At 67.1% G+C, this 20,689-nt stretch carries 19 protein-coding genes and 3 pseudogenes; 10 read left to right on the forward strand and 12 right to left on the reverse strand.

From position 1 onward, the window contains the following. Nucleotides 1-4: 4 nt before the first annotated feature. Entirely contained in the window at nt 5-373 is a 369-nt protein-coding gene (locus ACQVLG_RS21285; RefSeq protein WP_442908019.1) for a DUF4810 domain-containing protein, read from the forward strand. Further along, on the forward strand, nt 370-1,032 hold the full coding sequence (locus tag ACQVLG_RS21290) for a DUF799 domain-containing protein (RefSeq protein WP_442908018.1): 663 nt from the start codon (nt 370-372) through the stop codon (nt 1,030-1,032). Before ACQVLG_RS21285 ends, ACQVLG_RS21290 begins: the two co-directional genes overlap by 4 nt. 380 nt (nt 1,033-1,412) lie before the next feature. Here the strand turns inward: ACQVLG_RS21290 and ACQVLG_RS21295 are convergent, their stop codons facing one another. The 4 genes and pseudogenes from ACQVLG_RS21295 to ACQVLG_RS21310 all read right to left on the reverse strand — a co-directional run bounded on the left by ACQVLG_RS21295 (nt 1,413) and on the right by ACQVLG_RS21310 (nt 4,381). Then, nucleotides 1,413-2,516 carry a tryptophan 7-halogenase gene (locus ACQVLG_RS21295; protein ID WP_474290897.1) on the reverse strand — a complete coding sequence of 368 codons (1,104 nt, stop codon included), beginning with the start codon at nt 2,514-2,516 and terminating at the stop codon, nt 1,413-1,415. Next, entirely contained in the window at nt 2,513-3,031 is a 519-nt protein-coding gene (locus tag ACQVLG_RS21300) for a LodA/GoxA family CTQ-dependent oxidase (RefSeq protein ID WP_474290898.1), read from the reverse strand. Before ACQVLG_RS21300 ends, ACQVLG_RS21295 begins: the two co-directional genes overlap by 4 nt. 94 nt (nt 3,032-3,125) lie before the next feature. Next, a pseudogene (locus ACQVLG_RS21305) lies at nt 3,126-3,353 on the reverse strand (LodA/GoxA family CTQ-dependent oxidase); the annotation flags it as partial. Beyond that, nucleotides 3,308-4,381, reverse strand: coding sequence for a LodA/GoxA family CTQ-dependent oxidase (locus tag ACQVLG_RS21310; RefSeq protein WP_474290899.1), 1,074 nt, complete (start codon nt 4,379-4,381; stop codon nt 3,308-3,310). The pseudogene ACQVLG_RS21305 and the gene ACQVLG_RS21310, both read right to left, overlap by 46 nt. A 234-nt stretch (nt 4,382-4,615) precedes the next feature. Between ACQVLG_RS21310 and ACQVLG_RS21315 the strand changes: the two genes are divergently transcribed. The 3 genes from ACQVLG_RS21315 to ACQVLG_RS21325 all read left to right on the forward strand — a co-directional run bounded on the left by ACQVLG_RS21315 (nt 4,616) and on the right by ACQVLG_RS21325 (nt 6,836). Then, entirely contained in the window at nt 4,616-4,789 is a 174-nt protein-coding gene (locus tag ACQVLG_RS21315; RefSeq protein ID WP_230538322.1) for a hypothetical protein, read from the forward strand. A gap of 77 nt (nt 4,790-4,866) precedes the next feature. After that, nucleotides 4,867-5,532 (forward strand): response regulator transcription factor, encoded by a 666-nt coding sequence (locus ACQVLG_RS21320; protein WP_474290900.1) that lies wholly within the window; start codon nt 4,867-4,869, stop codon nt 5,530-5,532. Further along, nucleotides 5,526-6,836, forward strand: coding sequence for an ATP-binding protein (locus ACQVLG_RS21325; RefSeq protein ID WP_474290901.1), 1,311 nt, complete (start codon nt 5,526-5,528; stop codon nt 6,834-6,836). Before ACQVLG_RS21320 ends, ACQVLG_RS21325 begins: the two co-directional genes overlap by 7 nt. A 56-nt stretch (nt 6,837-6,892) precedes the next feature. Here the strand turns inward: ACQVLG_RS21325 and ACQVLG_RS21330 are convergent, their stop codons facing one another. Together ACQVLG_RS21330 and ACQVLG_RS21335 are read right to left on the reverse strand one after the other, a co-directional pair. Next, nucleotides 6,893-7,531, reverse strand: coding sequence for an NAD(P)H-dependent oxidoreductase (locus ACQVLG_RS21330; protein WP_230538319.1), 639 nt, complete (start codon nt 7,529-7,531; stop codon nt 6,893-6,895). Between the two features lie 108 nt (nt 7,532-7,639). Further along, the gene (locus ACQVLG_RS21335; RefSeq protein WP_474290902.1) at nt 7,640-8,638 is read right to left on the reverse strand and encodes an aldo/keto reductase; all 999 of its coding nucleotides are present in this window, start codon (nt 8,636-8,638) and stop codon (nt 7,640-7,642) included. 114 nt (nt 8,639-8,752) lie between these two features. Here ACQVLG_RS21335 and ACQVLG_RS21340 point away from each other — a divergent pair, with 114 nt between their 5' ends. Beyond that, nucleotides 8,753-9,643 carry a LysR family transcriptional regulator gene (locus ACQVLG_RS21340; protein ID WP_474290903.1) on the forward strand — a complete coding sequence of 297 codons (891 nt, stop codon included), beginning with the start codon at nt 8,753-8,755 and terminating at the stop codon, nt 9,641-9,643. Here ACQVLG_RS21340 and ACQVLG_RS21345 read toward each other — a convergent pair. Together ACQVLG_RS21345 and ACQVLG_RS21350 are read right to left on the reverse strand one after the other, a co-directional pair. Further along, a complete protein-coding gene (locus ACQVLG_RS21345) occupies nt 9,640-10,725 on the reverse strand; it encodes an ATP-binding protein (RefSeq protein ID WP_230538316.1) in 1,086 nt (361 codons plus the stop codon). The two genes, ACQVLG_RS21340 and ACQVLG_RS21345, sit on opposite strands and share 4 nt — an antisense overlap. Next, on the reverse strand, nt 10,725-11,474 hold the full coding sequence (locus tag ACQVLG_RS21350; protein ID WP_474290904.1) for a response regulator: 750 nt from the start codon (nt 11,472-11,474) through the stop codon (nt 10,725-10,727). Before ACQVLG_RS21350 ends, ACQVLG_RS21345 begins: the two co-directional genes overlap by 1 nt. Nucleotides 11,475-11,606: 132 nt before the next feature. Between ACQVLG_RS21350 and ACQVLG_RS21355 the strand changes: the two genes are divergently transcribed. The 3 genes and pseudogenes from ACQVLG_RS21355 to ACQVLG_RS21365 all read left to right on the forward strand — a co-directional run bounded on the left by ACQVLG_RS21355 (nt 11,607) and on the right by ACQVLG_RS21365 (nt 17,356). Continuing rightward, entirely contained in the window at nt 11,607-12,779 is a 1,173-nt protein-coding gene (locus tag ACQVLG_RS21355; protein ID WP_474290905.1) for an efflux RND transporter periplasmic adaptor subunit, read from the forward strand. Between the two features lie 41 nt (nt 12,780-12,820). Beyond that, nucleotides 12,821-15,972 (forward strand): annotated as a pseudogene (locus ACQVLG_RS21360) (multidrug efflux RND transporter permease subunit). Then, a pseudogene (locus tag ACQVLG_RS21365) lies at nt 15,972-17,356 on the forward strand (efflux transporter outer membrane subunit). Before ACQVLG_RS21360 ends, ACQVLG_RS21365 begins: the two co-directional pseudogenes overlap by 1 nt. Before the next feature lie 7 nt (nt 17,357-17,363). On the opposite strand, the gene ACQVLG_RS21370 reads toward ACQVLG_RS21365, so the two are convergent. Beyond that, nucleotides 17,364-18,050, reverse strand: coding sequence for a DAPG hydrolase family protein (locus tag ACQVLG_RS21370; protein ID WP_474290906.1), 687 nt, complete (start codon nt 18,048-18,050; stop codon nt 17,364-17,366). Between the two features lie 4 nt (nt 18,051-18,054). Beyond that, complete coding sequence (locus ACQVLG_RS21375) at nt 18,055-19,224, reverse strand: MFS transporter (protein WP_474290907.1); 1,170 nt, start codon at nt 19,222-19,224, stop codon at nt 18,055-18,057. A 135-nt stretch (nt 19,225-19,359) separates the two neighbouring features. Here ACQVLG_RS21375 and ACQVLG_RS21380 point away from each other — a divergent pair, with 135 nt between their 5' ends. Further along, nucleotides 19,360-20,118, forward strand: coding sequence for an IclR family transcriptional regulator (locus tag ACQVLG_RS21380; protein ID WP_474290908.1), 759 nt, complete (start codon nt 19,360-19,362; stop codon nt 20,116-20,118). Here the strand turns inward: ACQVLG_RS21380 and ACQVLG_RS21385 are convergent. Next, complete coding sequence (locus ACQVLG_RS21385) at nt 20,108-20,290, reverse strand: hypothetical protein (RefSeq protein ID WP_474290909.1); 183 nt, start codon at nt 20,288-20,290, stop codon at nt 20,108-20,110. The two genes, ACQVLG_RS21380 and ACQVLG_RS21385, sit on opposite strands and share 11 nt — an antisense overlap. Before the next feature lie 28 nt (nt 20,291-20,318). Next, on the reverse strand, nt 20,319-20,606 hold the full coding sequence (locus ACQVLG_RS21390; protein ID WP_474290910.1) for a 7(1) septoil knot domain-containing protein: 288 nt from the start codon (nt 20,604-20,606) through the stop codon (nt 20,319-20,321). Between the last annotated feature and the right edge of the window lie 83 nt (nt 20,607-20,689).

Raw genomic sequence — 20,689 nt, forward strand, 5'->3', positions numbered from 1 at the left:
TCCCATGAAAACAATGATGAACAAGGGCGCAGCCCTGCTGGCGCTGCTCGCCTGTGCCGCCCTGACCGGTTGCGCCACGCAATCGAAGACCCTGTATCAATGGGAAGGCTACCAGCCGCAAGTGTACGAGTACCTGAAGGGCGAAAGTCCCGAGCAGCAGATCGCCGCCATGGAAAAAGACTTGCAAATGATCGCTGCCAAGGGCAATCACGCGCCGCCGGGCTACCACGCCCACCTGGGCATGCTGTACTCGATCGCGGGCAAGCCGGAGCAGGTCGCCGCGCAGTTCGAGGACGAGAAGAAGCTGTTCCCGGAATCGGCGCCGTACATGGACTTCCTGCTGGGTAAAATGAAAAAAGGCGAAAAATTATGATGTCGCGCATGTTGAAAATGGCCCTGTGCCTGGGTCCCGCCATCTTCATGGTCGGTTGCGCCACCAAGCAGGCGGCATACGATTACACCGCCTTCAAGGCGGCCAAGCCCCGTTCCATCGTGGTCTTGCCGCCGTTGAACAACTCGCCCGAAGTCAATGCCGCCAACAGCGTCTACGCGCAAGTGACCTATCCGCTGGCCGAAGCGGGCTACTACGTGCTGCCGGTGGCCGTGGTCGGTGAAACCTTCAAGCAGAACGGCTTGACGAACGCCGCCGATATCCACGGCGTCGATGCCAAGAAGCTCAACGAGATTTTCGGCGCCGATGCGGGCCTGTACGTGACGATCTCCAAGTACGGCACGACCTACGCCGTGATCGACAGCGTGACGGTGGTGTCGGTCGATGCCAAGCTGGTCGACCTGAAGACGGGCGCCTTGCTGTGGCAGGGCGCGGCCAGTGCATCGAGCAATGAAGGCAATAACAGCGGTGGCGGCGGCCTGGTCGGTATGCTGGTGACGGCGGCGGTCAAGCAGATCATCAACACCAGCACCGACGCCAGCCATCCGCTGGCTGGCACGGCGAATGCGCGCATGCTGTCGGCCGGCGTGCCGAATGGCTTGCTGTACGGCCCTCGTTCGGAACGCTATCTGGCGCAGTAATCGTTCGGTAATACCCCGCACAGGCCCTGCATCAGGCAGGGTCCGTGGCGCTTCGGTTTCCCTTCAGTTGAAGCGCCCGGGCCGCCATGCTCAGACCTCGACGGCCACGGTGCCGCCCTTGGCGATCAGCCGCCCGAAACTTTGCCGGCGACGCTGGCAGATTTCGGTATGGCTGACGGATGGCGCGCATTTCATCGCGTTCGCCGGCGGCTGTCGAGCGTGGCGCTTCACTGCGTGGTCGTGGCCGGCACCGTGGATGCGCCGGCCGGCGAGGCATGGCAAGATGGGGGCGCGGACGACAGGGCCATCGAGGCCGGGTTTGACCTGGTCATGCGGCCGTACTGGCGCACAATATGGCTAAAAATGCAACATCGTCAGGCTCAGCTTGCTTGTATCGCGGGCCTGCGCCGGCGCCAGAACGGCGCCGACGGCCAGCGCATTTCCTGGCCGTAGCAGTACGCCAGGTGGCGCTCGTACGCCGCGCCGATGGCCGACAATTCTCCATGGTAGTGTTGATAAGCTTGCGGCTCTCCCTGCAGTGTGCGGTCGGCGGCCTCGGCAGCGGCCAGGCCCGTGTACAGGGCGTTGAAGATGCCTTGCGACGACAACGGATCGAAGCTCAGGGCGGCGTCGCCGACGGCGAACCAGCCTGGGCCGGCGCCGGCGTCCAGGGTGGCCGTATGGGCGGGCGTGGCCAGGGTTTGTGTAGCGGCCATGTAGCCTTGCTGTTCCAGTAATTCCCGCGTGGCCGGCAGACGCCGCGCCGCCGCTTCCAGCCAGCCGGCATCGCGCAAGGCGTTGCTGTCGAGTAAATCCGCGTCCGTGTGCAGGGCCAGCACGCGGCGCTGGCCGGGCAGGGGCGCGCTGTACCACCAGCCGTATTCGCAAGCCTCGATGTGGGCAACGCCCCGCGCCGAGGGCGTGCGCTCATGTCCGTATTGCCACACTGAAACTAACCGGTCGCTGCGCTGGCGCCGCGCCCCGATGCCGCGGGCCAGCCGGGCGCTGCGTCCGGTGGCGTCGATGACGATGCGCGCCGCCGCGTCGCAGGGGCCGCGCGGCGTTTCCAGCCGTACTCTCCAGCCGCCATCGTCAGGCGTGATGCCGGCGACCTTGGCCGAGGCCAGCAGGGCGGCACCGCGCCGGCGCGCCTCGTCGCGCAGCCACAGGTCGAAGGTGCCGCGCGCCAGGTGCCAGCCGTGCCCGTCGGGATCACTGAGAAAATGGTGTTCCGTCCAGGCGCCGTTCCACCAGGCGCGGTTGCCGTGGTAGGGCGCATGGCCCTGCCGCAGGAAGGCGTCAAGCAAGCCCATGTCCCGCAGCAGGCGCGCGGCGGCCGGCGGCAGCGATTCGCCGATGCGCGCCAGCGGCGCGGCCAGCCGGTCCACCAGCAAGACCCGGTGCCGCCCCGCCAGGTTCAGGGCGGCCGTGGCGCCGGCCGGACCGGCGCCGACGATCAGCACGTCGGCCTGCAGCACGGTCACAAGCGGTGCCGTTGCAGATGGCGCGCTTTTTCCGTGCCTTCCAGGTCGACGTCGACGAACTCGTCCGGTATGGAGGCTGCCGCGCGCAGCTGGTGCCTGCCGGTTATCGGCTGCGGCAGGTTTTCCACTTGCAGGAAGGCAGGGAAGCCGGTCATATCCGTGGGGCCGGGGCGCACCTCGACCACGCCCACTTGCGCGAGGTCGGCGATCATGTTGTTGATCTGCTCTTCATAGCTGATGTTGCCCAGCGGACGTATCCACGCGGCACGCCGGGCGAAGGCGGCCAGGCGGTCGTCGATGGGCACTTCGCGGTTCATCACCGTGTCGTAGGCAAGCTTGCTCATCACCTGGTTCGGCACGCGCGCGGGCCAGAACGTGGGCACGTAGGGATCGTAGTCGGACTGGTAGCCGGAGCGGCAGCTGGCTGTGTCCGTCTGCCATGGCACGGCCATCCAGCGCGTCACGCCGCCGGCGATCTGCGCCGAGCAGGGGCCGCCGATATTGTCCGGCGTCAAGACGGCGCCGTAATCGGGCTCGACCCAGCCGGGCGGCCGTGCGCGCCAGGCGGTAGGGCGCGCTGTACATGCTGGCCTGGCGCATGGGCCAGGTCATTTCGCAGCCGGGGTGGAAGGCGTCGGCCAGGCAGAATTCCATGGCCGCGCGCAGCAGGGTGTCCGGTTGCAGGGCCACGTCCACGTCGGCCAGGCTTTGCGGCGGCACCTTGCCGGGCGCATAGTCGTCCGTGAATTCGCCGGCGGCCCATTGCTTGAGGAAACGCAATTGCAGATTGCTCAGCGCGCAGTTCTGGCGCGGCGTGTCTGCCGGCGGGATGGCCATCGCGTCGCCATACAGCCACGGCCACGGCGATGGCGCCCAGGCGTCGCGCTCGAACTGGCGGAACTGGTTATAGATGACGTTGCGCCACTCCTTGCGGTTTTCGGACGGGCTGGCCAGGCGCGCCATCCATTCGTCGCGGCTGAACGGCGTGCTGCCATCCCAGCCGAAGGCGGCCGCGAAGCCGGCGTTGACCCATTGCAGGTTGGACAGGCGTTCGAAAATATAGGGCGGATATCGTCCTGGAACGAGGGAACGGCAGGCGCGGCAATTTTGCCTTCGGCAACAAACAAGTCGCGCATCAAGTCCCACATGGTGCGCACCGACTTTTGCTGCGGCGCGTAGTCGGGCGGCGCGACGACCACCCAGGCCATGTCGACGGGCAAGGCATGGCCCTGGTAGTGCACGGTGGCGCAGACGGGGCCGTCGGCCGTGTCGTCGTACCAGCCTTCGTTGTTGGCAAAGGTGATGGCGCGCGCGCCATTCCACGAAGCGGACTTGCCATGGCCGCCCAGCACGATCAGCCGGCCCATGGCGTCCGTGCGCAATTCGCCCAGGTAGACGGGCGTGCCCAGGAAGCTGCCGCTGTCGAAGGCCACGGCCGGCTGTTCGCTGCCGCTGATCTTGCGCTCGCCCGGCGTGATGGACAGTTGCGCGCGGTCGGTGACGGCCATGTTGCGCAGGAACGAGGGCTGGGTGACGTGCGCCTCGGGAATATCGAGCGCGATCTGGAACTGGTACCACGCCGCCTTGGTATTGGCCAGGGTGACGGACCATTCGATGTCGGCATTGCCGGCGTTCAATTCGGCCACCGCCACGCCGGCGGCGTTCAGGCCGTAGATGCGAAAGCCGGCCGCCTGGCGCTTGATGGCCCCGGACGCATCGCGGTAATACCCGGCCGGCCGCGCCGCCGGTTCAGGCACCTCCGGTCCCAGAAAATACTCGCTGGGGCTGTTGCCCACGCGGGCAATGCCGATGGGGGGATAAATCGCCGCCTTGACGATGACGGTATCTTGGGTGGAACTGGACATGGCATGCCTTTCCAGGTGCGTGGAGGGAAGGAAAATATACCGCATAAAAAACGCGCCAAATGCGCACATAGTCACGCTAGCGTGAATTCATGCCGGGCAGGGCCGAGCAATCCAGTTGCTGCACAGATTGACTTGTTGCCGGCATGTCGGTATCTTGGGCTGGCATTGCCTGTTTGTTAATATATAAAATAATATATTAATCCGCTCTTTTCTATGCAACCTTCAAGGAATGATATGAAAATCAAGGCTATTTTCTGTGTTGGCGCGGTATCCCTGCTGGCCTTTCTGCCCGTATCGCAAGCGGCCCAGCCTGGCGAGGCGCTCGCTGCGGCGGTACCGCTTGCGAAAGGCGTGGCGCTGTATCCGCAAGAAGGCAATATTCCACCGTTCCGCGGGTCTGGCAAGTAAGGCCAGTGCAGCAGCCCATGCGGCGCGGCGCCGGTCAAGGTAAGATGGCGGCTTTTTCAAGACCTTGAGAGGCCCGGGTGCGCGTGTTGCTGGTGGAAGACGATCCGATGATCGGGGAAAGCCTGGTCGAGGGCTTGCGCGGCGAGTGCTATGCCGTGGACTGGGTGCGCGATGGCCACGATGCGGAGCTGGCGCTGGCCGGGTTCGCCTACGATTTGATGCTGCTGGACCTGGGCTTGCCCGGCAAGCAGGGCATGGACGTGCTGCGCGCCATGCGCGCGCGGGGCGCCGACCTGCCCGTGCTGATCATCACGGCGCGCGACGGCACGCCGGCCCGCGTGGAAGGGCTCGACAGCGGCGCCGACGATTACCTGGTCAAACCGTTCGACCTCGACGAGCTGCTGGCGCGCATCCGCGCGCTGCTGCGGCGCCGGGTCAGCCGTTCGCGCTCCGTCATCGAGCATGGCGCGCTGATCCTGGACCTGGCCAGCCACGACGTCACGTTCGAGGGAGAGCTGATCAAGCTGCCGCCGCGCGAGTTTTCCGTGCTGCGCGCCTTGCTCGACCATCCGGGCAAGGTGGTGTCGAAGCGCCAGCTGAGCGAAAAGCTGTACGGCTGGGATTGCGAAGTGGAAAGCAATACCGTCGACGTCTACGTCTACCAGCTGCGCAAGAAGCTGGGCGCGGACGCCATCCAGACCGTGCGCGGCGTGGGCTACAAGATGCGGACGGCGCCATGCTGACGATCCGCCGCCAATTGCTGCTCGGTTTGCTGGCCGCCACCTTGCTGTGCGTGCTCGGTGCCGGCATTTCGCTGTTCCGCTCGCTGCTGGAAGAAACCAATGAGCTGGCCGACTTGCAGCTGCGCCAGCTGGCCGTGGCCTTGCCCGACGAGTTCGAGCCGCAGACGGGCCTGGCCGCCGCGCAAGAGCCGGAAGAAGCGTTCGTGCTGCAGGCGTGGGACGAGGAGGGGCAGCCATTGCCCGTCCTGCAGGGCCAGCCGGCCTTGCCGCGCTATGCGCTGGCCGGCTTTGCCGATGTCGCGGTGCACGGCGAGGACTGGCGCCTGTACGGCGAAACGCGGCGCGGCCGCTACGTGCAGGTGGCGCAGGCGCAGGCCGTGCGCGACCAGCTGGCCTGGCAGATGACCATGCGCGCGGGCGCGCCCCTGCTGGTGTTCGCGCTGATCCTGGCGCTGCTGATCGTCGTCGTGGTGGGGCGCGCGCTGGCGCCGCTGCACCGGCTGGCCGAATCCGTGGCCGGCCGTTCGCCGGATACGCTCACGCCGCTGGCGGCCGACGACATGCCGCCCGAACTGCGGCCCGTGGCGCTGGCGCTGAATAGCCTGATGGGGCAGTTCGAGGCGGCGCTGGCGGCGCAGCGCACCTTTGTTGCCGATGCCGCGCATGAATTGCGTTCACCGCTGACGGCGCTGAAACTGCAGCTGCAGGTGGCCGAACGGGCCGCCAGCGAAGACGAGCGCCGCGTGGCGCTGGCCAAGCTGCATGACCGGCTGGACCGCAGCACGCACCTCGTGCGCCAGTTGCTCAGCCTGGCGCGCCATGAAACGGCGTTGACTTCCAGCCAGCTGCACACGGTGGACCTGGGACAGTTGCTGGAAGCGGCCGTGGCCGACCACAGCGCGCTGGCCGACAGCCGCGCGATCGACCTGGGCGTGGTGGAAACGCTGCCGGCCCCGGTGCTGGTGCAGGCCGATCCCGACGGCTTGCAAGTGTTGCTGAATAACCTGATCGACAACGCCTTGCGCTACACGCAGCAGGGCGGCCGGGTCGACTTGCAGGCGGCGCTGGAAGAGGGCAGGCCCCTGCTGCGCGTGTCCGACAACGGCCCCGGCGTGCCAAGCCAGCACCATGCGCGGCTGTTCGACCGCTTCTTCCGCCCCGACGGCAACGACGCCTGGGGCTGCGGCCTGGGCCTGTCCATCGTGCGCCATATCGCCGAGCACCACCAGGCGGACATTGCGCTGGCCGAAGGCGAGGCGGGGCGGGGCTTGCAGGTGACGGTGCGCTTCCCGCAGGCGGCCTGAACGAAAAAAAGCGGATGCCGGCGAGGGCATCCGCTTTTCAGTCGCTGGTGAGGCGCTTAGGCCAGCTCGGTGATGAACTGCTCGCGCGCAGGGCGCACTTTTTTCAGGTCCACCAGCCAGTCGCCTGCGTCGGCGCGGTAGCCCAGCGGCAGCATGACGACGGAACGCAGGCCTTTTTCGCGCAAGCCCAGGATTTCATCGACCTTGGCCGGGTCAAAACCTTCCATCGGCGTCGAATCGACTTTTTCCTGTGCCGCGGCGATCAGGGCCGTGCCCACGCCGATATACGCCTGGCGCGCCGCGTGCTGGTAGTTGGTTTCCGCGTCGCGCTGCGGATACGTGGCCAGGATCTGCTGGCGGTACGCTTCCCAGCCTTCATTCTTGAAGCCGCGCACGGTGTTGACCAGGTCAAAGCGCGCGTTGATGCGCTCGGCCGTGTAATTGTCCCAGGCGGCAAACACCAGCAGGTGCGAGGCTTCCGTCACTTGCGACTGGTTCCACGCGTGCGGCTTGATCTGCTCGCGCAGGGCCGGATTCGTCACGACGAACACTTCATACGGGTGCAGTCCGCTGGAGCTGGCCGTCAGGCGCACGGCTTCCAGGATGCGCTCGACCTTGTCTTGCGGCACCGTTTTCGCCGGGTCCATCTTCTTGGTGGCGTAGCGCCATTGCAGTGTTTCGAGCAAATCGGACATGTGAATCCCTTTCAAAGTGAATAGTTCAGATTGGAAATGATAGCGGATTCAGCCATTTCAAGTGCGGCCCCGCAAAGAGAGTTGTATAGATGAGCTGTCTCTTGCCCTTTACAGCCCCACCATGGCCAGCTCCACGTCCGGGTAGCGCGCGCCCTGTACGCTGGCGGGCGCGATGGCGGCGCCGATGGCGGCCAGCTCGGCGCCGCTCAGGGTAAGTTGCGCGGCGGCCACGTTCTCTTCCAGGTGCGCCAGGCTGCGGGCGCCGGGAATCGGCACGATGTCAGTGCCTTGCGCCAGCAGCCAGGCCAGGGCCAGCTGGGCCGCCGTGGCACCGCGCGCCGCCGCCAGGCCTTGCAGTTCGGCAACCATCTGCGCGTTGGCCGCCATCGCCGGCGGCTGGAAGCGGGGCAGGCTGTGGCGGTAATCGTCTGGCGCCAGGACGGCGCTGGAGGGCAGCTTGCCCGTCAGGAAGCCCCGGCCCAGCGGGCTGTAGGGTACGAAGCCGATGCCGAGCGCGCGGCAGGCGGGCAGCACGTCCGCTTCCACGTCGCGGCTCCACAGCGAGTATTCGGACTGCACGGCCGCAATCGGATGCACGGCGTGGGCGCGGCGCAGGGTGGCGGCCGACACTTCCGACAGCCCCAGGTGGCGCACCTTACCGGCCCGCACCAGCTCCGCCATGGCGCCGACGACGTCTTCGATGGGCACGGCCGGGTCCATGCGGTGCTGGTACAGCAGGTCGATGCACTCGATGCCGAGCCGGGACAGCGACGCTTCCACGGCTTGCACGATGTGCTCGGGGCGGCTGTCGACACCGGCCATGCGTTCGACGCCCTGGCCGTGCGGCAAGATCTTGAAGCCGAACTTGGTGGCGACGCTCACTTGGCCGCGCAATTGCTTCAGGGCGCGGCCCACCAATTCCTCGTTGGCGTAGGGGCCGTAGACTTCCGCCGTGTCGATCAGGGTCACGCCCAGTTCCACTGCCCGGTGCAGCACGCGCAGCGAGGCGGCTTCGTCGGCGCCGCCGTAGGCAAAGCTCATGCCCATGCAGCCCAGGCCGATGGGGGCGACGCGCAAGCCGGAGTGGCCCAGTGTTCTGTGTTCCATTGTCATTTCCTTTCAAAAAAAGATGCAAGGAGTATGGATGAAGCAACAGCATGCGATAAGATGCCTAATCCTGCATGCATTACTGAATTTTGTTCATGAATTTTTTCCTCGACAATGGCTGACCTCAACGAATTGACGGCCTTTGCCGCCGTCGCCCGCCTGCGCAGCTTTCGCAAGGCGGCCCTCGAACGTGGCGTGTCCGCTTCCGCCCTCAGCCATGCGCTGCGGGCGCTGGAAGAGCGCCTGGGCGTGCGCCTGTTGAACCGCACCACGCGCAGCGTCACGCCGACCGAGGCGGGGCAGCAGCTATTGGCGCGGCTGGAACCGGCCATGCGCGAAATCGACGATGCCTTGCTGGACTTGAGCGCCTTGCAGGATGTGCCCGCAGGCAAGCTGCGCCTGAACGTGCCCCGTCCGGCCGCGCGGCTGCTGCTGGCGCCCATGCTGGCCGGCTTTATCGCGCGCTATCCGCGCGTGCAGGTGGAAGTGGTGACCGATGACGGCATGATCGATATCGTGCGCGACGGTTTTGACGCGGGCATCCGCTTCGGCGAGCAGGTGGCGGCCGACATGATCGCCGTGCCCGTGGGCGCGCCGCAGCCGTTCGTGGTGGTGGCGTCGCCCGCCTACCTGGCTGCGCATGGCGCGCCAGGCACGCCGCGCGACTTGCTGGCGCACGCCTGCATAGGCCGGCGCTTTCCCAGCGGGCGCCAGTATGCGTGGGAATTCGGGCCGGCGGGCGAGGGCGTCAGCATCGCCGTCGGCGGCCCGCTGGTGTTCGACGACGATGAATTGATGCTGCGCGCGGCCCGCGATGGGGCGGGACTGGCGTATGTGTACGAGGCCGATGCGCGCGCCGATATCTCGGCGGGCCGGCTGGCGTGCGTGCTGGAGCGCTGCCTGCCGCCGCCATCCCGTTACTTCCTGTACTACCCGGGCCGGCGGCAGATGCCGCCCGTGCTGCGCGCCTTTGTCGACATGCTGCGCGCCGGCGGTGTTGCCTAGACCGCGGCCGGCGGCGCGCCGTGCTCGACCGGCCACTTGACGGTAAACACGCTGCCGCCCGCCTTGCCGCGCGTGCAGGCCGCGCTGCCGCCGTGCGCGCGGGCGATGGCTTCCACCACCGCCAGGCCCAGGCCGCTGCCCGCGTTCAGGTCGACCCTGGCGCTGTCGCCGCGGCGGAACGCTTCGAACACGTGCGGCGCCAGTTCCTCGGCAATGCCGGGGCCCGCATCCTCGACGCTCAGGTAGTACTGGCCGGCCAGCACGCGGGTGCGCACGCGCAGCAGGCCCGGATGCGCGTAGCGGCGCGCGTTGTCGAGCAGGGCCAGCACGATTTGCCGGATGCGCGCCGCGTCGCAGCAGACGGGATGGTCGGACAGGTGCAGTTGCAAGGTAAAGCCGGCCGCTTCCATTTCCTGCGCCAGCAGCCGGCCCACTTCCTCGATTTCCAGGGTCAGGTCCGTCCACGCCATGCGCAGCTGCATGTGGCCGCTGTCGGCCAGGCTCAGGGTGCGCAAGTCCTCGATCAGGCGGCCCAGATCCTCGACTTGTGCCAGCAGGCTGGAAAACGGCACTTCCTCGGGCTTGAAGACGCCATCGACGACGCCCTGCAAGGTGCCGCGCAGGATGGTCACGGGCGTGCGCAGTTCGTGCGCGATGGCCGCATTCCACGTTTCGCTTTCCTTTGCGCCCCGCTGCAGGCGCTCGGCCATGCTGTTGAAGTCATCGACCAGCATGGCCGTCTCGCCCAGGCTGCGGTCGCCCGCGAAGGCGCGCGCGGACAGGTCGCCGTGGGCCACGCGGCGCACGCTGTCCATCACGGAATTGATCGGTTTTAAGATGCGCGCGGCCAGCTTGATGGCGAAAAACGCGGCCAGGCCCAGGCCGAAGACGGTGATGGCGAAGATCCACAGCCATTCGACGGTGCTGGGCGACCAGTCGTCCGGCTCGGACAGCATGCCGGGATCGATCTTGAAGGCGATGGCGAAGAAGGTCCAGGAACCGATCCAGATGATCAGGATGCTGCATACCATCAGCACGGACATCGACAGGATGATCTGCCGGTTCAGGCCCGTGAAGCGCATCAGTCGCTTTCCAGCCGGTAGCCCACGCCGCGCAGGCTGGCGGGCATGTTCATCACGCCAGCTTCTTCCAGCTTCTTGCGCAGCTTGCTGACGTGGCTGTCCACCGTGCGTTCCATCGAATTGCTTTCGGGCATGCACGACTCCAGCAATTCCAGGCGGCTGCAGACGCGGCGCGGCGTGCGCGCCAGGTGCGCCAGCAGGCGAAATTCCGTCAACGTCAGGGTCAAGGGCACGGGCGCGCCGTCGCGCAGGACGCTGGCCACGTACGTTTCCTGGTCGATGTCGATGGGGCCGCAGCGCAGGCGCTGGCCGCCGACCGGGTGGTGGCGCACGCGCGAGCGGCGCAGCACGGCGGCCACGCGGGCCACCACTTCGGCCGGATTGAAGGGCTTGATGATGTAGTCGTCGGCGCCCACGCGCAGGGCGGCCAGCTTGTCGGCATCCTGGTCGCGCGCCGTCAGCATGATGACGGGCGTTTCGCCGCGCCGCCGCACCTCCGCCGCCAGCACGCCCCAGCCGTCGACGCGCGGCATTTGCACGTCGAGCAGCAGCAGATCCGGCGCCAGCGCCAGGTGCTGCTGCAGCGCTTCCTGGCCATCGAGGGCGAAGGCCGTGCGGTAGCCGTCGCGCTCCAGGTAACCGGCGAGGATGCGGGCGATTTGCGGTTCATCTTCGGCGATCAGGACGAGGGCGGAAGGCGGCGTGGTGGCAAGAAACGAGGGCTGGCTGGCGCTGTGATGATAGTTCATTGAAATAGTCTAGCATTCTTCTTTCTCTCCATCGAATCTCCACATTTCTTTGACGAAATATCCACCTTGGCCTTTTATGCTGCGCTTATCTGTCGACCGGACCGCCGGTTGGGATCTGCCATAGAAAAGACCATGCATCCGAACCACCTCTCCAAGAAAAACATGTTGATCGCCGCGGCACTGTTCAGCCTTGCCGCCTGTTCCAAACCCGCGCCGGAAGAGGCGGCCGCGCCGCCCGCCGCCGTCACGGTCCTCAAGCTGCAAGCGGCGCCCGTCGTCCTCAGCGACGAATTGCCGGGCCGGGTGGCCGCCTTCCGCACGGCCGACATCCGTCCGCAGGTGGGCGGCATCGTGCTGCGCCGCCAGTTCGAGCAGGGCGCCGACGTGCAGGCGGGGCAGAAGTTGTTCCAGCTCAACCCGGCGCCGTTCCAGGCGGACGTCGATTCCGCCGCCGCCGCCCTGCAGCACGCGGTGGCCACGGCGAACCGCGCCAGCAGCCAGGCGGACAGGTTAAAACCGCTGGTGGAAGCGGACGCCATCAGCCGCCAGGCGTATGACGATGCCGTGGCCCAGCGCGAGCAAGCCGTGGCCACCGTGGCGCAGGCGCGCGCGACCCTGGCCCGGCGCCGCCTGGACCTGGCCTTTGCCAGCATCGAGGCGCCCATTGCCGGGCGCATCGGCTCCGAACTGGTGACGGAAGGCGCGCTCGTGGGCCTGGCCGACGCGGCGCCGATGGCGCGCATCCAGCAGATCGACAAGGTGTATGTCGACGTGCGCCAGCCGGCCGCCGCGCTGGCCGCGCTGCGGGCCGCAGGGTCGGACGGCACCGGCGGGGCCGACAAGCTGCCCGTGACCATTTTAGGCGCCGATGGCCTGCCGCATCCCGTCACGGGCCGCATCCTGTTCTCGGGCATCAGCGTCGATGCGGGCACGGGCGACGCCGTCATCCGCGTGCTGGTCGACAATCCGCAGCGCCAGTTGCTGCCGGGCATGTTCGTGCGCGCCCGCATCGCCCGCGCCGTGCAGGCCAACGGCATGTTGCTGCCGCAGCAAGCCGTGTTGCGCAGCAGCGGCGGCCAGGCGCAGGCCTGGGTGCTGGACGGCACGAACAAAGCCAGCCTGAAAACGATCACCGTGGGCGACGTGGTCGAGCACCAGTACGTGGTCAGCGGCGGCCTGAAGGCGGGCGACACCGTCGTCATCGAAGGCCAGGAACGCCTGCAGCCGGGCGCCACCGCCGCACCCCAGCCATGGAAGCGCGCCGCCGCCGTCGCCACCGCGCCCGTCGTCAGCGCCGTGCGCTGATCCGTACATATTTAAAGTGTACTTATTGAAAGTTTAATTACATGCCTCAGTTTTTCATCAACCGCCCCGTCTTTGCGTGGGTGGTGGCGGTCTTCATCGTCCTGTTCGGACTGATCGCCATACCGCAATTGCCGATTGCGCGTTTTCCTTCCGTGGCGCCGCCCAGCGTCAGCATCAGCGCCAACTACCCCGGCGCCACGCCGCAAACCATGAACGATTCCGTGGTCAGCCTGATCGAACGCGAACTGTCGGGCGTCAAGCACCTGCTGTATTTCGAGTCGTCCACCGACACGTCGGATCGGCCTCGATCAGCGTCACTTTCCAGCCGGGCACCGACCCGGAAATGGCGCAGGTGGACGTGCAAAACCGCCTGAAAGCCATCGAGCCGCGCCTGCCGCAAGCCGTGCGGCAAAACGGCTTGACGGTGGAATCGGCGTCGTCGGGCTTTTTGATGATCGTCAGTTTGATTTCCGACAATGGCCAGCATGACGAAGTGGCGCTGGGCGACTACCTGGCGCGCAACGTGACGGAAGAACTGCGCCGCATTCCCGGCGTGGGCAAGGTGCAGCTGTTCGGCTCCGAGCGGGCCATGCGCATCTGGGTCGATCCGGCCAAGCTGGTGTCGTACAACATCGCCATGGGCGAACTGACGGCCGCCATCGCCCAGCAGAATGCGCAGATCGCGCCGGGCCGCCTCGGCGATTCGCCCGCCGTGCACGGCCAGCGCGTGACGATTCCGCTGACGGTGCAGGGCCAGCTGCAAACCCCGGCCGAATTTGCCGCCATCGTGCTGCGCGCGAATGCGGACGGCTCGAAAGTGACCATCGGCGACGTGGCGAAAGTGTCGCTGGGGGCGCAAAGCTTCAATTTCAGCATCCGCGAAAACGGCCAGGCCGCGTCGGGCGCCGCCATCATGCTGTCGCCCGGCGCCAACGCCGTGCAGACGGCGGCCGCCGTGCGTGCGCGCATGGCCGAACTGGCGCACACCATGCCGGCCGGGATCAAGTACTCGGTGCCGTTCGACACGGCGCCGTTCGTGAAGATCTCGATCGAAAAGGTCATCGTCACCCTGCTGGAGGCGATGGTGCTGGTGTTCCTCGTCATGTACCTGTTCCTGCAAAAGATACGCTACACCCTGATTCCCGCCATCGTCGCGCCGATCGCCCTGATGGGCACCTTTACCGTGATGCTGCTGGCCGGCTATTCCGTCAACGTGCTGACCATGTTCGGCATGGTGCTGGCCATCGGCATCATCGTCGATGACGCCATCGTGGTGGTGGAAGCCGTCGAGCGCCTGATGGCGACGGAAGGCCTGTCGCCGAAGGAAGCGACTTCCAAGGCCATGCGCGAAATCACGGGGGCGGTGGTCGGCATCACCCTGGTGCTGACGGCCGTGTTCATCCCGATGGCGCTGGCCAGCGGCTCCGTGGGCGCCATCTACCGCCAGTTCACCCTGGCGATGGCCGTGTCGATCCTGTTCTCGGCGTTTCTGGCCTTGACCCTGACGCCGGCCCTGTGCGCCACCATGCTCAAACCGATCGGCCCGCATGACCATGATAAAAAAGGCTTTTTCCGGTGGTTCGACCGCCAGTTTGACCGCATGACGGCCCGCTATGAAAAGGGCGTGGTGGCGATGCTCAAGCGCGCGGGGCGCTCGATGGTGCTGTATGTCGCCATTGTCGCCGCGCTGGGCGTGGCCTTCATGCAGCTGCCGTCGGCCTTTTTGCCGGAAGAAGACCAGGGCTATTTTATTACCTCGATCCAGCTGCCGTCCGACGCCACCATGGAGCGCACGCTCGATGTCGTCAAACTGTACGAGCAGCACGTGGCCACGCGGCCCGGCATTGAGGTAAATCAATCGATCCTCGGCTTCAGCTTTTCCGGCGCGGGACCGAATGCGGGCCTGGCGTTCACCATGCTGAAGGACTGGAAAGAACGTAACGGCGCCACGGCGCAGGAAGAGGTGGCGCTGGCGCAGGCGGCCATGGCGCAGGCGAAGGAGGGCGTGATCATGAGCCTGATGCCGCCCGCCATCGATGAATTGGGCAACTCGTCCGGCTTTTCCCTGCGCCTGCAAGACCGCGCCAGCCAGGGCATCGCGGCCCTGCAGGCGGCGCAGAACCAGCTGCTGGGCCTGGCCGCGCAAAGCGCCAAGGTGGCGGGCGTGTATCCGGACGGCTTGCCGCCCGGCGCCAGCGTGCGCCTCGATATCGACCGCACCAAGGCCGAGGCGCTGGGCGTGCCGTTTACGGCGATTGCCGACATGCTGACGGTGGCCATGGGTTCGACCTATGTCAACGATTTTCCGAATGCCGGTCGCATGCAGCAAGTGATCATCCAGGCCGACGCGCCGTCGCGCATGCAGCTCAACGACGTGCTGGCCTTGCGCATTCGCAATAACGCGGGCGGCATGGTGGCCTTGGGCGAGCTGGTGCGCCCCGTGTGGAGCGAGTCGCCGCTGCAGCTGGTGCGCTACCAGGGCTACCCGTCGGCGCGCATTTCCGGCAGCGCGGCGCCCGGCGTGTCCAGCGGCGACGCCATGCTGGAAATGGAGCGTCTGGTGAAGCAATTGCCGCCCGGCTTCGCGCTGGCATGGACGGGCCAGTCGCTGCAAGAGAAGGAATCGGCCTCGCAGGCGCCCATGTTGATGGCGCTGTCGATGCTGGTGGTGTTCCTCGTGCTGGCGGCCCTGTATGAAAGCTGGTCGATTCCCGTCTCCGTGATGCTGGTAGTGCCTTTGGGCTTGCTGGGCGCCGTGCTGGCCGTGATGGTGCGCGGCATGCCGAACGACGTGTTCTTCAAGGTGGGCATGATCACGATCATCGGCCTGTCGGCGAAGAATGCCATCTTGATCGTCGAATATGCGCGCCAGCTGCAGGCGCAGGGCAAGGGGCTGGTCGAGGCGACGGTGGAGGCGGCCCGCCTGCGCCTGCGCCCGATTTTGATGACGTCACTGGCTTTCGCCTTGGGCGTGGTGCCGCTGATGCTGGCCACGGGCGCCAGCGCCGAGACGCAGCACGCGATCGGCACGGGCGTGTTCGGCGGCATGATCACGGCCACCGTGCTGGCCGTGTTTTTCGTGCCCGTGTTCTTTGTCGTGGTGCTGGGCACTGTCGACAAGATGGCAAGCTATTTTCTAAAAGACAATAAGCGCAATCGCACCGCCGTCAAGGCGGTGGAAGGAGAATCGTAATGCGTTTGATATTTATCATGCCCCTGGCCGCGCTGGCCTTGTCGGCGTGTTCCCTGACGCCGCCGCTGGTCAAGCCGGCGCCGCCCATTCCGGCTGCCTATGCCGAGGCGTCCGCGCCAGTCGTGGCCGGCACCGCGGCCGACACCGCGGCCGGCCTGGGCTGGCGCCAGATGCTGCTCGATGCGCGCCTGCAGCGCCTGGTCGACATCGCGCTGGAAAACAACCGCGACTTGCGCGTGGCCTCGCTCAACGTGGAAGCCGTGCGGGCCCAGTACCAGATCCAGGATGCGGGCCGCTACCCGGCCATCGGCGCGAATGCGGGCGGCGTGCGCCAGCGCGGCGCCGATGCCACCGTTCAAAACACGTTCACGGCCGGCATCGCCATGAGCGCATTCGAGATCGACCTGTTCGGCCGTTTGCGTTCCTTGTCGGACGCTGCGTTTGCCCGCTACCTGGCCACGCAGCAGGGCCAGCGCGCCGCGCATATGGCCCTGATCGGCGCCGTGGCCGACGCCTACCTGGAGCAGCGGCTGGCCGAGGAACAGCTGGCGCTGGCCCGGCAAACCTTGCTTGACTGGCGCCAGGCCTTGCTCCTGACGCACGCCTGCACGGCGCACAGCAGGGCAGCGGCCTTGACGTGGCGCAAGCCGAAGGCCAGGCCGCCACGGCGGAAGCGGACGTGCAGGCGCGGGAACGGGCCAGTCTACTTTCGCGCAACAACCTGGAATTGCTGCTCGGCGCGCCGCTGCCAGCCGATTTGCCCGCCGGCCGGCCGCTCGCTGGCCAGCCCGTGCTGACGCAGCTGCCGCCCGGCCTGCCGTCGGACTTGCTGGCGCGCCGTCCCGACATCCTGCAGGCCGAATACGCGCTGGCGGCGGCGAATGCGGAAATCGGCGCCGCGCGCGCCGCCTTCTTCCCCCGCCTGTCGCTGACGGCGTCGCTGGGCCTGGCCAGCCCGGAGCTGGGCGACCTGTTCCGCGGCAGCGCCCGCAGCTGGTCGTTCGCGCCGCAAGTGACGCAGCCGCTGTTCCAGGGCGGCCAGCTGCGCGCGGAACTGCAGCTGTCGCGGCTGCGCAAGGATGTTGCCGTGCTGCAGTATGAGCAAGCGATCCAGGCGGCATTCCGCGACGTGCGCGACGGCCTGGCCGGCAGCGCCACGTTTGCGCAGCAGATCGCCGCGCAAGAGCGCGTGGTGGCGGCGGCCCGGCAGCGCCAGCGCCTGTCGCAGTTGCGCTACGACGCGGGCCAGGACAGCCGGCTGGAATTGCTCGACGCGCAGCGCCAGTCGTATGCGGCCCAGCAAGCCCTGCTCGACGCGCGGCGCGACCAGTTCAAGTCGGCCGTGGCCCTGTACAAGGCGCTGGGAGGCGGCCTCGAGGAGTGACCTCCGTCTACCAGGGCAGCGCCACGGGCACGCTGTCGCGGTGCTTCGCCTGGTAGTGGGAACGCAGGAATTGCGCCAGGAAAGTGAATTCGTTGTAGCAATGCATGAGCAGGGCGCGGGCGAATGCATCGGGGAAGAGGGCTGCGATCTCTTGCTGGCTGTGGCCGGCGTCCGGCAAGTCCTGGCCCATGTAGAAATGGCTGCGCAAGGTCATGCCCCAGGCCGTGTCGCGGCCCATGTGCAGCAGGCGCCCGCCGATGACGGCGCCGTCCGCCGTGCGGGGCGGCGCATAGCTCATGCCCACCCTGGCGCACACGGCGGCCGAAATGCGGCCTTCGGCCCGCGCCGCCGCGTATTGTTGTACCTCAAAGAACTCACGCGGATCGCGGAACTGGATGGCCAGCTGTTCGGCCGGCATGCCGCTGAAAAATTCTTCCGCCAGATGGATGGAGCCGACGTGCGTCCCGGCGCTGCCTTCGGCCCAGCCGCTGGCCAGGTGGTCGACCGGATGCCACATCAGGTAGCGTTCCGTGTCGGGCCGCGAACGGAACCACCATTCAAACATCTCGCCAGTGCAATTTGGTAAGTCGGTGCGGCACGCCACGTGCAGCACGCCGCTGGGCAGCCGTTCGAAGCCCGTTTCCAGCGCCAGGGGAGCGGGGTGCAGCAGGGCGTGGACGTCGTTGAGATCCATGGTCTTACCTTTCAGTGCGGGTGGTGGAAACAGTCGCGGAGCCGGCGGCGCGGCGGCGCAGCAGCGGGGCGGCCGCCACGGCCGCGCCCAGCAGGGCCAGCGCGGCCGTGGCGGCAAACATCGTGGCGTGGCTGCCGGGCAGACAGGTCATGAAGGAAGAGAGAAATTGCCCGCCGAAGATGGCCATCGACAGATAGGCGAGGTTGCGGTTGCGGCTGGGCAGGTGGCTGCGCTCGACCGTCATGTGCGTGCACAGGGGCACCGACAGGCCGAAGCCCATCCCCAGCGCCACGGCGCCGGCCAGCAGCGCGGGCAGCGCGGCGGCGCCCGCAAACAGCAGGTGTGCCAGCGCATAACAGGCGAAGGCGGCGCCCAGGGTGCCGTGTTCATGCAGGCGCCGGACCGCCTGGGGCATCAGCCAGGCGGCCGCCACGGCCACCAGCGACACGAAGGAAAGCAAATACCCGGCCCGGTCCTCGCTCCAGCCCAGCTGCTGCAAGCGCAGGGGCAAGACGATGATGGCGGCAAAGAACACCGTCATGGAGAGCGCCGCCAGGGCGTGGACGTGAAGCAGGGCGCGCGACGGGCCAGGACCATCCATGCCGCCATCCCCGGCCGGCACCAGTGCCGGCACGCAGCGCCAGGCGAATGCCAGCAGCACCCACGAGGCCAGATACAGCAGGAAGGGATAGCGCCAGCCCGCCGTGGCCAGCAGGCCGCCCAGGGCGAGGAAGAGCACGCCTCCCAGTTCGATCGTCATGCCTTGCCTGGCGATCATGCGCAGCCGCGCCTGGCCGCTGAACAAGGCCGAGATCAGTCCCGTGCCCGAGGCCATCACCAGCGCCGTCGGCGCGCCCAGCAGGAAACGGTCGGCGAACACGGCCAGGTGGCCATGCAAGAACATGCCCGAGACGCCCAGCAAGCCGTACAGGAACAGCCCCGCCAGCAGGCTGCGGTGCAGTCCCAGGCGCTGCATGAGCATGGCGGCGAAGGGGCCGGCCAGCACCACGCCCAGCGAGGGCAGCGTGACGAGCCAGCTGGCGGCGTCGGCCACCCCGAGCCGCGCGGCGATGGACGGCAATCCCGGAACCAGCACGCATCCCACCATGATGGTCAGGCTGGCAACGCAAAGGAGCGTGCACGTTGCTGTCTTCGATATACTGCGGCTGGACATGCGCCTCCCTGGTGCTCGGGTTAATTAAACCGTTGGTCGGAACAGTGTTCCGAATGATGGAACAATTATAGGGCCATGTACAATGCCGGTCAATGCCGTCACGGCAGCTATCGTCATGCACAATTGGGTAAAGAGATGAGTGAAGAAAACGAAGGCAATAGCGGCAAGCAAGTCATCGCGCGCGCGGCGGCGGTGCTGCGCGCGCTGGAAAACCAGACGGGCGGCCTGAGCCTGGCGCAGATCGCCAAGGGCGCGGACTTGCCGCGCACCACGGTGCACCGCATCGTCGCCGCGCTGGAAGCCCAGCAACTGGTCAGTTCCGGCGCCGGCGGGGTGAAGCTGGGGCCGCCCATCGCGCGTCTGGCGGCGTCGGCGCATACGGACGTGGTGGCGGTCCTGCGGCCGTACGCGGAAGCGTTGGGCCGGCGCACGCGCGAAACGGTGGACGTGTGCGTGTACCGCGGCCTGCATGCGGTGTCGGTGGACCAGTACTGTTCCGACCATGAGCTGCGCGTCGTCTCGGCCGTGGGAACGGCCTACCCGATCCACTGCACCGCGCATGGCAAGGCGTTGCTGGCGCAGATGCCGGACGAGGCGCTGGGCCGGCTGTTCGGCGAACGCCTGGAAGCGCGCACGGGCCAGACCATCGCGGCGCTTGCGCAACTGCTGCCGCACCTGGCGCAGGTGCGCGCGCAGGGCTACGCCGTCGATATGGAAGAGCACGCGCCGGGCGTGTGCGGCATCGGCGTGGCCCTGGACACGGGCACGAGCGAGCGCTACGCGCTGTCGCTGGGCGTGCCGGCCCTGCGTTTCCACGCCCAGCGGGAGCTGCTGCTGTCGGCGCTATTGCAGTGCAAGGCGGAAGTCGAAGCCGTGCTCGGTGTCAAGCCGTAAAAGCGCCGATCGGGCGGTTGCGCGCCAGGCTCCAGCCCGTCGTGTGTCGGGTGCCGGGTTGGCCGTCCGCCTGCAGCGCGCCGTTGTCCCTCCAGGCGCTGTCGATCAGGCTGCCGCCGTCCGGCGCCTTGCCGAACACCAGGTCAGGGTTGCCGGGTTCGAGCAAAATCAAATCTATGACGCATTCCTCCGCTTGAGTGTCAGCTGCCGCCGTGCGAGAGGCAGCCCTTGAGCCGGTGTGGCCTGGTCCAGCCTGCCTCGCCGGCCTGGCCGACAAAACAGATGGTCAGCTGCGCAAAGCCTTGCGAGGTGAAGTACACGCTGGCCGTGGCGTCCTGGCGCTCGCGCGTGATGAACCACTGCGCGTCGCCTGTCGCCAGGCCCCGGCTGGCTGCGCGGTGCACGAGCAAGTCGGCATTGCCGCGCTGCACGATGGCCACCCGCACGTCGGCTTCACCCATGTTGTTGGTCTGATAAATGCGTGCCACTTTCCTGACCCCAGTTTCAATCGTGCCTGCGACTATACACCGATTAAGTTGCTGAAAGACAAGTGCAAACGGCGGCGGAGACA

The organism is Janthinobacterium sp. TPC_1, assembly GCF_056037845.1.

Excerpts from the sequence above, each read along its gene's own strand:
- ACQVLG_RS21285 (WP_442908019.1), top strand. The coding sequence starts at position 5 with ATGAAAACAATGATGAACAAGGGCGCAGCCCTGCTGGCGCTGCTCGCC.
- ACQVLG_RS21375 (WP_474290907.1), bottom strand. The coding sequence starts at position 19,224 with ATGTCCAGCCGCAGTATATCGAAGACAGCAACGTGCACGCTCCTTTGC.
- ACQVLG_RS21345 (WP_230538316.1), bottom strand. The coding sequence starts at position 10,725 with ATGCGCTTCACGGGCCTGAACCGGCAGATCATCCTGTCGATGTCCGTG.
- ACQVLG_RS21340 (WP_474290903.1), top strand. The coding sequence starts at position 8,753 with ATGGCTGACCTCAACGAATTGACGGCCTTTGCCGCCGTCGCCCGCCTG.
- ACQVLG_RS21310 (WP_474290899.1), bottom strand. The coding sequence starts at position 4,381 with ATGTCCAGTTCCACCCAAGATACCGTCATCGTCAAGGCGGCGATTTAT.
- ACQVLG_RS21350 (WP_474290904.1), bottom strand. The coding sequence starts at position 11,474 with ATGAACTATCATCACAGCGCCAGCCAGCCCTCGTTTCTTGCCACCACG.
- ACQVLG_RS21335 (WP_474290902.1), bottom strand. The coding sequence starts at position 8,638 with ATGGAACACAGAACACTGGGCCACTCCGGCTTGCGCGTCGCCCCCATC.
- ACQVLG_RS21380 (WP_474290908.1), top strand. The coding sequence starts at position 19,360 with ATGAGTGAAGAAAACGAAGGCAATAGCGGCAAGCAAGTCATCGCGCGC.
- ACQVLG_RS21370 (WP_474290906.1), bottom strand. The coding sequence starts at position 18,050 with ATGGATCTCAACGACGTCCACGCCCTGCTGCACCCCGCTCCCCTGGCG.
- ACQVLG_RS21290 (WP_442908018.1), top strand. The coding sequence starts at position 370 with ATGATGTCGCGCATGTTGAAAATGGCCCTGTGCCTGGGTCCCGCCATC.
- ACQVLG_RS21355 (WP_474290905.1), top strand. The coding sequence starts at position 11,607 with ATGCATCCGAACCACCTCTCCAAGAAAAACATGTTGATCGCCGCGGCA.
- ACQVLG_RS21315 (WP_230538322.1), top strand. The coding sequence starts at position 4,616 with ATGAAAATCAAGGCTATTTTCTGTGTTGGCGCGGTATCCCTGCTGGCC.
- ACQVLG_RS21325 (WP_474290901.1), top strand. The coding sequence starts at position 5,526 with ATGCTGACGATCCGCCGCCAATTGCTGCTCGGTTTGCTGGCCGCCACC.
- ACQVLG_RS21330 (WP_230538319.1), bottom strand. The coding sequence starts at position 7,531 with ATGTCCGATTTGCTCGAAACACTGCAATGGCGCTACGCCACCAAGAAG.